The 10,270-nt window shown below is 54.4% G+C and carries 7 protein-coding genes and 1 other annotated feature; of the genes, 1 reads left to right on the top strand and 6 read right to left on the bottom strand.

Features of this window, described 5'->3' with window-relative positions:
- Window positions 1–285: 285 nt before the first annotated feature.
- The 5 genes from M3G15_RS20630 to M3G15_RS20610 form a co-directional block, all read right to left on the bottom strand.
- On the bottom strand, window positions 286–1,500 hold the full coding sequence (locus M3G15_RS20630) for an anti-sigma factor family protein (RefSeq protein WP_260071935.1): 1,215 nt from the start codon (window positions 1,498–1,500) through the stop codon (window positions 286–288).
- Window positions 1,497–2,045, bottom strand: coding sequence for an RNA polymerase sigma factor (locus M3G15_RS20625; protein ID WP_009224146.1), 549 nt, complete (start codon window positions 2,043–2,045; stop codon window positions 1,497–1,499). The genes M3G15_RS20630 and M3G15_RS20625 overlap by 4 nt, the downstream gene beginning before the upstream one ends.
- 171 nt (window positions 2,046–2,216) lie before the next feature.
- The gene (locus M3G15_RS20620; protein ID WP_260071934.1) at window positions 2,217–5,015 is read right to left on the bottom strand and encodes a ComEC/Rec2 family competence protein; all 2,799 of its coding nucleotides are present in this window, start codon (window positions 5,013–5,015) and stop codon (window positions 2,217–2,219) included.
- A gap of 98 nt (window positions 5,016–5,113) precedes the next feature.
- Window positions 5,114–5,632: a deoxycytidylate deaminase gene (locus M3G15_RS20615; RefSeq protein ID WP_016311414.1), complete on the bottom strand. Its 519-nt coding sequence runs from the start codon at window positions 5,630–5,632 to the stop codon at window positions 5,114–5,116.
- 42 nt (window positions 5,633–5,674) lie between these two features.
- Window positions 5,675–6,259, bottom strand: a complete 585-nt coding sequence (locus M3G15_RS20610; protein WP_260071933.1) for a ComEA family DNA-binding protein — start codon at window positions 6,257–6,259, stop codon at window positions 5,675–5,677.
- 219 nt (window positions 6,260–6,478) lie between these two features.
- Between M3G15_RS20610 and comER the strand changes: the two genes are divergently transcribed.
- Complete coding sequence (gene comER / locus M3G15_RS20605; RefSeq protein WP_009224150.1) at window positions 6,479–7,414, top strand: late competence protein ComER; 936 nt, start codon at window positions 6,479–6,481, stop codon at window positions 7,412–7,414.
- Between the two features lie 31 nt (window positions 7,415–7,445).
- On the opposite strand, the gene leuS is transcribed toward comER, so the two are convergent.
- Window positions 7,446–9,887 (bottom strand): leucine--tRNA ligase, encoded by a 2,442-nt coding sequence (leuS, locus tag M3G15_RS20600; protein ID WP_260071932.1) that lies wholly within the window; start codon window positions 9,885–9,887, stop codon window positions 7,446–7,448.
- Between the two features lie 109 nt (window positions 9,888–9,996).
- Window positions 9,997–10,213: a binding site (T-box leader), on the bottom strand.
- Between the last annotated feature and the right edge of the window lie 57 nt (window positions 10,214–10,270).

Raw genomic sequence — 10,270 nt, 5'->3', positions numbered from 1 at the left:
GAACACTTCCCTGAGACACTTCGTGATCCCAAGATGACTTTTTAAACAACCGCTTATAATGCAACAGAGGGACCTCTGCCTCTTGGCGAAAGATCCCTCTGTCCCGGAACATCTATATAAACGCGGGCTAAAGAGCTCTAGAAACTCTCCCGCCAGCGGTCATACGACGATCAGGGGTTTAATCCGTTATCTCTACTATATATATAACCTATTCCATATCTCCTGAAAAGGTGACTGCCGCATGTTCAAAAAACCGCCCAAATTCGTCCGTCTTTTGCACTTATTTTAGGGCTGTGTTCCTTTTGCAGCATCCGTGGCCGCCTTCTCGGCATCGATGGTATGAACCGCAGGGGTTCCCTCGATTTCTGTCTCGTACGTAAATACATGGCCTGCTTCCGACCACGACCCGTCAACCCAATTCCCATCGATCACCTGATCAGCCACCAGTTTCCGTTCCTGGGCTTCGAGACGATATACATACAGGTGTCCGTCCTTGAACTCGGCTTCAAATGCGCCATCTGGAGAAGTCCAGATATTAAAGCTCGCGATGCCAAACTTCTCTCTGAGATCATCGATGAGCATTTGCTGATCTGCGATCGGATATTCCAGATTGTCCGGAGCTTGCGTATCGCCCGCAGGGTCCGAATTTCCCGCTTCTGGCGATATTGGCTCCTGCACAGGAGCCTTGTCACTGCCGCCATTTGGAACCGAAGGGCTGCCGGACGAATGGTTCTTCCCTTGATTTGGCTCGCTTGGAGCTTTGTCGCCTGCACCGGGGTTGCCCGGCGTCACCGCTGGAGAACCGGTATCCGGTGCATTCCCGGGAGCAATTCGATCTTGGGCGCCTCCGGTATTCGAGTCCTCAGTCGGAGGAACCACATCTTTGGACACTGGAGTGTCCAAATCTCCGGTCTCAGGCTCACCGGTATTGGTGTCGTCACTGAACAGCCGAGCGTTGCCCGCGGCATCGTCCGCCGAGTTGGCTGCCGAGGATTGCTCATTCGCCGATTCCAACGCGGTGTCCATGGCGATCTCGGCATCGGATACAGTGCGCGGTTCGTATTGATAAATGAATACGCCCAATATCAATACCGCCGCCACACCAAGCGCCCCATACCGGTAAATCCGGCTCCGACGCATTCCTGCTCCCGCATCAGGACGACGAAGACTGCGTCGGCTCGGCAGCATGCCACCTTGACCGGCATCCGCATCGCGTTTCACCGCTGTCATCGGCAGCACGATTTCCTCCGCAGCACTGCCGCCTTCACGGCGGGCCCGGTCGATCTCATCCAACTGCGGAAGGATCGCGTCCACGAGGCTATAGTTCGGAACTACCTTCGGCAGCTCCTCCAATTGCGCAGACAGCTTGCGAAGCAGCGCAAACGTTTCGGCGCACTCTTCACAACTGCGCATATGCTCAAAGAGAAGAGAGGTCTCCTCTTCATTTAAGTCATGGTCTAGATAACGATGCATCCATTCCACCGCCTCTGGGCACTTCATCCTGATACACCACCTTTCTGATAATCTTGGAGTAAGTGTTGCAGCTGTTGCCTTGCCCTAAATAAATAGGATTTCACCGTATTCAGCGGCAAATTCAAGCTGTCAGCAATTTCGTTATACGAAAAATCTTGCAAATACCTCAGCACAACCACCGACCGATGGTGATCCGGCAATTGTTCAATCGCGCTTCGGATGTCCTCGGCCAAGTAGCCCGACATCACTTCCCGTTCTACGCTATCATTCCCCTGAAACACCATTTCGTGCTCTTCGATCGATACGGTTGGCTTATTTCTGCGAAATTTGTCGATACAGATGTTGGTCACAATCCGCTGAACCCAGGTTTTGAACTGCGCTTTTTCTTCATAGGAACCGATTTTCGTATAAATGCGAATGAGCGCTTCCTGAGCAGCATCATGTGCATCCTGTTCATTGTTTAAAATATAATAGGCCGTCCGGTACACATGGCTTTCAATTTCTCGCAATAGGGTGATTAGAGCGTCGCGATCGCCCGTTTGAGCGGCTCTGATGAGTCCCTGCTCTACCACTAAGGCTCCCCCTTCCTTGCATCCTTACAGACGCTAATGTCCGACAAGATGTTGCAATGTTGTTACTATTTTTAAAAAATATTTTAGAAGTCCACCCTCTAAGCAATCTGACCTAAGGATACCAGAAAAAAAAGGCCCCGTCATCCTTACAAACAGCGAAAAGGCCTGATTCTATGGGATTGGAAGCAGCTTATATCTAACCTCGATTCTTCCCTCTCGAACTCTCATTTGGACCTCGCCTTGGTTGTCGGTTCGATAGATTCGAATCTGTTGAGCGTTCAACCGATCAATGACCGTAGGATGCGGGTGGCCATACAGGTTTGAAGCGCCAACCGAAATAACTGCCGCTTCCGGTTGCCAATATTCTAGCCAAGCTGCAGAGGTAGAGGTTTTGCTGCCGTGGTGGGCGACTTTCATGACATCGATCGAAGAGGGATTCGGCGTTGTCGTTCGCAAAGCGGTCAGCGTTTCAAGCCCAAGTACCTCCTTCTCCGCCGCCTCATCCATATCACCTGTAAATAAAAAGGAAGCTCCATTCATATCTAAACGAAAGACGATCGAGCGGTGATTTTGTTCTTTCACGAAGGGGATTGGGTTAAGCGCCTCCTCAGGCATCAGGGGATAAAGCACCTCCAAGAGGGTGGCGTCATCCGGTTGCAGCTTCATGCCGCGGCTTGCCGAATACACCGGAATACGCTGGGTCAGCGCCGTTTCCATCAAGCTCGTCATCGTCTTGGACTCGGCCAGGCTGCCATTGATCAACAGCGCCTCCACGGGAATGGAATCAAGCACCGCCTGCAGTCCGCCGATATGATCCTGGTCCCCGTGCGTTAAAATAACCGCATCCAAGCGGTGGATCCCGCGCTTCTTGAGCAGCGGAACCACCGTTTTGGCCCCGACCTCGAAAGGTTCACGCCGCTCCCGCCACGCATCCTTCGCTTTGCGAAACGATACCGTCCCGCCGCCGTCCACCAAAATATGCTTGCCAGATGGCGTTGTGATCAGGGCACAATCACCTTGGCCGACATCGATGAACTCGATATAGCCGGTCCCTTGGCTGTATGCCGGTTGATATCCAGTGATCAGCAGCAGCCCTAGGCCCATGGCTACGCCCAAACGCAGAAGATCCATTCGTTTCGTCCATACCCATCGGCTAAGCGCGTCTGCGATCGGCCCCAATCCGTGACCCTGTTGGGCCCAGGCGGTTCTAACAGCTGTCAATCTCCCAAGAAACCCTAGCCGAGCCCGGAATCCAGGCACGTCCTGAGGCCACTCACTCCAGCTGAGATGAGCGAAAGCTGCCTCTCGTTTAGCTGGATTCAAAGGAACGGTTTCGTCATCCCGCCCACTGACAGCTAAGGCCTCGGCGGCAAAGCGCTCACGGCGATGTCCCCAATACACCAGCAGATAGCACCCGGCATAAAAAGCCGCGATCCAAAGCAGCGATGGCGATTTCCAATAGGTCATAAAGCCGCTGCGCGCACTTAGCCAGTTTGTTGCTGCAAACGTTGCCTCGTTCAGCCAACGTACCGGAAGAGCCGCCCAGGCGCCCAGCTTGATCGATAACAACCCTAACAGCAACGCCCCTGTTCCCAGCGGAAGCGCTAAGGTACCAATCAACGGAACCAGCAGCAAATTGGCCGGAATCGATAGGAAAGAGAACTGATTAAAATAGAAAATGGTCAGCGGAAAAGATACCAGCTGCGCCGCCAACGTGATCGCCACCGCATTCCCGATCTTACCAGGCAGCCATCTCAGGTACGGAGTTAAGCGCGGGACGAACACGATCAGCCCCGCCGTCACAGCGAACGAGAGCTGAAAGCTCACGTTCAGCAAATAATACGGCTCCCAGATCAACATCAGCATCGCAACGGCGGCCAATACATTCAGGCTGTCTTTTAGCAGCCCGCGCCTTAGCAAATACAGCCCCAGCATCGTCATCAGCCCGGACCGGATGACCGATGGGGAGAAACCGGTAAGCAGCATGTATCCCGGAACGAACATCATTGCAACCGTGATTGCCGTCTCCCGCGTCACCCGGCACAGGCGAAGTAATCCGAACACAAGCGCCACGTTAATCGCGACATGGCTGCCGGAGATGGCCAGGATATGCGTAAGTCCCAGCTGTGTAAACTCCGCATATTTGTCCGGCTCCAGCTCATCCTGCAGCCCAATCAGCAGCCCCTTCATATAACCGGCTTGCCAGCCCGGAAACAACCCCTCAATACGCTCACCAAGACGTTCGCGCAGCGCATCGATATATCCCAAGGCTGCGGCGACGCCTCGGGTCGGCTGTCCCGCCTTCAGGGACGATACACCCGATGCTTTGACCAGCCAATGGATCCGCTGCAAATGTAAATACCGGCGGTAATCAAACGCGCCAAAATTGCGGGCAGGCTGCGGTGACTCCAACGTTCCGTTTAGCGTAATCCGAAGCCCGCGACGCCAGGTGGCCGCCGTACGCTGTTCGCTTTGCGACGCCAGCCGCAGCTGGACGGCTACCTTTTCTCCTCGGGGAATCTCCTGCATCACCGATGCTTTCCCCTCTGGAGACTTTAGCGATAGGCGGTCGGCCTTCAGCGTAAAATCAGCCCGATCCCCGTCAACCCTTAGCGTGGACACGATCGTTCCCTCCAGACGGACGGGTTGACCGTCAAGTGGCTGCGCCCCCTCCTTTATAGGGCGTGTACCCGTTCTCGCTTCTTTTTCTACATTCACACCAGCCACCATCGGCCCGATCCGGCTCACATTTCCCGCTTCGTTATACAGCCAATAGCCGCCTCCAAGCAAAAAAGCCAGCCCTGCCAAGGCGAGACTCCGCCACGACTGACGCCAAATGATGGCGATAGCCGTACATACCAACGATAATCCCAGCCCAAACAGCCAAAAACGCCAGCCGGCATAAGCTGCCGCCAAGCCGCTGCCAGCCATCCAACCGCAGGCGATCGCGATTAACGGCCTCCGGTTCATGGACATCCCCTCCCAAGTCCACCTAAACAAAAAACACCCCACCCGCCCTAAGGCGAATGAGGTGCTTCCACATTCGATGATCAATCGTAAGATTTCAATTATTCTTCCACGTGCGCAATCGTTTCCTGCGGCGGTTGATAGCCTTCCAGACGGCGGAAGGTGATGCCTTTTTGCGCCATCATGGCCGTCACTTTGCCGGTATCCTTCGGATAGGGCCGATGGAACACGATCTCCGTAATGCCGCTGTTGGCCAGCATATTGGCACAAGTCCAGCATGGCTCGTCCGTGACGTAAACACTGGAACCTTCCCGGTCGATCCGGTCGGTGAACAACAGCAGATTCTGCTCGGCATGAATGGTGCGGACGCAGCGCTGCTTCTTCACCATTTTCTCCTGTCCGTCCTCCACCACCAGCTCGTATTCTTCCGCAATCATACAGCCGGCCTCCGAGCAGTCCGGAACGCCGGAAGGGGCTCCGTTATATGCCGTACCCAGCAACTTCTTGCCCTGAACGAGCACAGCGCCGACATGACGTCGGTTACACCGCGACCGCGTCGATACCATATAAGCGATATCCATAAAATACGTATCCCAATCTTTGCGTTTGTCCGGATTCATATTCCATCATCACCCTCGCAAGTCATCTTTCGATCACAAGCCTTACAGCCCGATATAAGGCTTCATTTTCTCCAGCATTTTGTCTCCGATGCCTTTCACCTGAGTCAACTCTTCAATGGAGGTAAAAGGGCCGTGCGCATTCCGGTAATCGAGGATAGCTTGGGCTTTCTTCTCGCCGATCCCGGGGATTTCCTGCAGCTCGGCCAATCCGGCGCGATTAATGCTGATCTTTCCCGTATCCGTTGATTTCCCGGCTTCTTCCTTAAAGGCTGCAACTCCGCTGTTCGATTCGGCCCCGGCACTAGGCCCTGCGTTCTGACCTGCTGCATCCGCGTTCGTTACCGTCTCTCCTGAACCGCCGCCTGGCTCTGTTTTCCCGGCTGCGCCGTTCCCAGTCACCTCTTCGCCAGGCTTGTCCACCGCTGACGCAGTTTCTGCGGGCTTAGAGGCCTTATCGCCGCCTGGATCCGCAGCCGAGCCTTCTGTGGCCAGTGCGGCCTTAACCTCGGCATTGATCGGCCTCCAGCCTTCGATGCCTGCAGGTGGGCGGCTGCCCGTAGCCAGCAGCATCAATCCGGCGCCAATCGCAGCCGAAACGATGGCCGTCAATACGAGTTCCCTCCGCATATCGTAACTCCACTCCTCTTTCAACATCTTAAAAGAATCTGCCAATAGTCATGAAGATCCAATCAAGCTGCATACAATCTATACAAGTGAAGTAGAAACGGCAAAAGTAGGATCGCAATAACGTAAGACTAACCGCCTCAATACCACAACAAGTGAACGAGTGCAATCACTTTAACGTTTTACCAATACAGTGCGCGAAGCACGGAAAGGGGAAGCCGGATGAAAGTCGCCTTCATCGGAACCGGAGCCATGGGAAGCCTGCTCATTGACGCGTTTTTGCGTTCCGGCGCGCTGCTCCCGCAAAATATTTGTGCCAGCAACCGCTCTCCCTCGAAAGCGAAACGGCTGGCCCAGCGCCATCCCGGACTGCGGGCGTACAGCAGCAATGCCGAAGCCGCCCAGGGAAGCAAAATCGTCTTCTTGTGCATAAAACCCCTGGATTACCCCGATGTCATCGCGGAAATCCGGGACGTGCTCGATGAGAAACAGATCGTCGTGTCGATCACGAGCCCCGTTCAAATTGAAACCTTAGAAGCTGCCATTCCCTCAAAAATCGCCAAAATCATTCCCAGCATCACGCATTCCGTTCACAGCGGCGCTTCGCTCTGCATCTACGGCGGGCGGATTCGCCCCGAAGACCGTCTGCTCCTGGAGCAGCTGATGTCCTCAATCAGCACGCCAATCACTCTCAAAGAGAGCGAAACTCGAATCGCTTCCGATTTATCCAGCTGCGGGCCGGCTTTCGTTGCTCATATGCTGCAGCTTTGGGCCGAGTCTGCCGCTGAATTAACCGGTATCGGTTATGCGGAGGCGATTGCGCTCGGCTCGGAAATGCTGCTAGGCACCGGCAAGCTGCTGACCGAAGGCGGCCTGAACCCCGAGCAACTGATCGAACGGGTTGCCGTCCCCGGAGGAGTGACCGCTGAAGGCATCGCTGTGCTGGATTCCAGCCTGCGCGAGGTTTTTGCCCGCCTGATCGATACGACTCATCGCAAATACGACGACGATATCAGCAAGCTGCATGCGCTGTTTCATCCGGCCATTCCGGATGCCCTGCCGTCGTCTTCGGATCATGCTCCGTCATGTCCGGAAAGGGAAGCCCCCTTTGCCGGCGTCAAACCGCCGGACGGATCGGGGGCCGCCTCCATTTCCTGAACAAACCTACGCCCTCACGAAGGGAAGCGGCTTATCCGACGACGATATTCACCAGCTTGCCTGGCACCGCAATCACTTTGCGAATCGTCTTCCCAGCCACAGCCTGCTGAACGTTCGGCAGGCTTAAGCTATGTTCTTGCATAGCTGCTTGATCCAGGTCTTTGGAAATTTTCGTGCGTTCTACGATTTTTCCGTTCACTTGCACGACGATTTCAACTTCGGATTCTACTGTCCAAGCCTCATCGTACGTTGGCCATGGTTCATACGTAATCGTATCGGTATGGCCAAGGCGTTCCCACAGCTCTTCCGCCAAATGCGGTGCCAGCGGGGACAGCATCTGCACGAAGTTTTCCGCTGCCGCTTTCGGCACAGCATCCGTTTTGTAAGCCTCGTTAACGAAAATCATCAACTGGCTGATCGCGGTGTTAAAGCGCAGGTTTTCAAAATCCTCCGTCACTTTCTTAATCGTCTTGTGCCAAGTGCGTTTAAATTCGTCGCTGCCGCCGTCCGCTGTAATTTTCGGATTCAGGCTGCCGTCTTCAGCAACAAACAGACGCCATACGCGGGACAGGAAGCGGTGAATGCCCTCCACGCCGCTTTCATTCCATGGCTTCGTTGCTTCCAACGGTCCCATGAACATTTCATAAACGCGCAACGTATCCGCCCCGTATTGGTTAACGATTTCGTCCGGATTGATGACGTTGCCGCGGGATTTACTCATCTTCTCATTGTTGGTGCCAAGGATCATCCCTTGGTTTACCAGTTTTTGGAACGGCTCTTTGGTCGTAACCACTCCGAGATCATACAGCACCTTATGCCAGAAGCGGGCGTAGAGCAGGTGAAGCACTGCATGCTCAGCCCCACCGATGTACAGGTCAACCGGCAGCCATTCCTGCTGCTTCTCCTTCGAGCACAGCTCCTTGTCGTTGTGCGGGTCGATATAACGCAGATAATACCAGCAGCTTCCGGCCCATTGCGGCATCGTATTCGTTTCGCGGCGAGCTGGCAGCCCCGTTTCCGGATCTACCGTGTTCACCCATTCGGTCACGTTCGCCAGCGGCGATTCCCCGGTACCCGACGGTTTGATGGCATCCACATCCGGCAGAACCAGCGGCAGCTGATCTTCCGGTACCGGCTTCATCGTGCCGTCTTCCAGATGCAGAATCGGGATCGGCTCACCCCAATACCGCTGACGGCTGAACAGCCAGTCGCGCAGGCGGTAAGTCACTTTGCCGCGGCCTTTGCCGTTTTCCTCCAGCCAGGAGATCATTTTCTTGATTGCTGCCTCTTTGCCCAGACCGTTCAGGAAGCCGGAGTTCACATGGGCTCCGTCGCCCGTGTAAGCCTCTTTCGACAGATCGCCGCCTTCGACCACCTCGATGATCGGCAGATCATACTGTTTGGCGAATTCATAGTCGCGCTCATCATGCCCCGGTACGGCCATGATCGCACCGGTTCCGTAACCCGCCAGCACGTAGTCGGCAATCCAGATCGGCAGCTTCTCGCCATTGACCGGATTGATCGCGTATGCACCGGTGAACACCCCGGTTTTCTCCTTAGCAAGGTCGGTACGTTCCAGATCGCTCTTCCGCGCAGCTTGGTCTTGGTAAGCTTCAACCGCTTCGCGTTGAGCATCGGTCGTGATTTTCTTGACCAGTTCATGTTCTGGCGCAAGCACGGCATAAGTAGCCCCAAACAGCGTATCCGGGCGTGTGGTAAAGACCGTCAGAGATGCGTCATGTCCATCAATCTCGAAGACGACCTCGGCGCCTTCGGATTTCCCAATCCAGTTGCGCTGCATATCCTTGATGCTTTCCGACCAGTCCAGCTCCTCCAGGTCTTCCAGCAGTCGTTCGGCATATTCGGTAATTTTCAGCACCCATTGGCGCATCGGCTTGCGGATGACCGGATGGCCGCCGCGTTCGCTCTTGCCATCAATGACCTCTTCGTTCGCCAGCACCGTTCCCAATGCCGGGCACCAGTTCACCGGAACTTCGGCCACATAGGCCAGACCTTTTTTATACAGCTGGATAAAAATCCACTGCGTCCATTTATAATAATTCGGATCCGTCGTACTGATCTCGCGGTCCCAATCGTAGGAGAAGCCCAGTGACTTGATTTGGCGCCGGAAATTGTTGATGTTCTTCACCGTGATATCACGCGGATGTTCGCCCGTATCGAGCGCATGCTGCTCCGCCGGCAGCCCGAAAGCATCCCAGCCCATCGGATGCAGAACGTTATATCCGCGCATCCGTTTAAAGCGGGAGACGATATCCGTGGCCGTATAGCCTTCCGGATGGCCTACATGGAGGCCTGCTCCCGATGGATAAGGGAACATGTCAAGGGCATAAAACTTCGGTTTCCCCGACTCTTCCCGTGTTTTGAAAGTGTGATGCTCATCCCAGTAGGCCTGCCATTTCGGTTCGATGGCCTGGGGACGGTAAACGTCATGGGGCACGTTATAGTCCGCCATAATTCAAAATCCTCCTTGAAACAACAATTTGATATGCGGGATCAAAGTCAATAACCGACTGATTGAACTCCCTAAAATTAAAAACCTCCCGACCCGTAGCGTTATGATCGCTAGGGACGAGAGGAGATTTCCCGTGGTACCACCCTAGTTAGCGTCGGACATGCTTTGTCCTAGCTCCCTTTGCACCCTTAACGCGGGCAAGACGATGATGATTTGCGCATCATAACTCCAAGGCGAGTTCATCTGCATTCCCCAACCGGCTTGCACCAAACGCCGGCTCTCTGGATGGCGAAATCCAAATTACTATTCCTCTTCAAAGTTCCACACTATAGAATTGGATTATCAATTATTATATAAAATAATGCCACATATCGTCAACGTTG

The sequence above is a fragment of the Paenibacillus sp. p3-SID1389 genome (genome assembly GCF_025151705.1).
Taxonomy (GTDB): Bacteria; Bacillota; Bacilli; order Paenibacillales; family Paenibacillaceae; genus Fontibacillus; species Fontibacillus phoenicis.
The sequence above is the reverse complement of the archived record's forward strand: the minus strand, read 5'-3'. Positions and strand labels throughout refer to the sequence as shown.